The 386-nt window shown below is 64.0% G+C and carries 1 pseudogene; it reads right to left on the reverse strand.

The annotated features are described in order from the left end of the window. Window positions 1-302 (reverse strand): annotated as a pseudogene (gene trpI, locus KSP9073_RS17400) (trpBA operon transcriptional activator TrpI); the annotation flags it as partial. Between the last annotated feature and the right edge of the window lie 84 nt (window positions 303-386).

Genomic DNA, 386 nt, shown 5'->3' on the forward strand with positions numbered 1-386 from the left:
GGTACGCCGAGGACGAACGGGGCCTCGGCGGTCTGCCGGCGCAGCTCGGCACAGACGCCACGCAGTCGCTCGAACGCATCGCCGCAGGCGTCACGCAGGCGAACGCCGGAATCGGTGAGTTTTACGCCGCGTCCATCCTTGCCGAACAGGGCCACCCCGAGATCGTCCTCGAGCAACCGCACCTGCCGGCTCACGGCGCCATGGGTAACGTGCAGTTCCTCAGCCGCCAGGCTGATGCTGTGCAACCGGGCAGCGGCTTCGAAAGCGCGCAGGGCATTCAGGGAAGGGAGGTCGCGGCTCATGGCTATTCGTGAGTTTTCCTGACAGGTTTGAGCAATCTTATCGGTTTCTTTTACCCGGCGGGGGGATTAGATTCTGCCCATACG

The organism is Kushneria phyllosphaerae (genome assembly GCF_900312995.1).
In the GTDB taxonomy this organism is placed as follows: domain Bacteria; phylum Pseudomonadota; class Gammaproteobacteria; order Pseudomonadales; family Halomonadaceae; genus Kushneria; species Kushneria phyllosphaerae.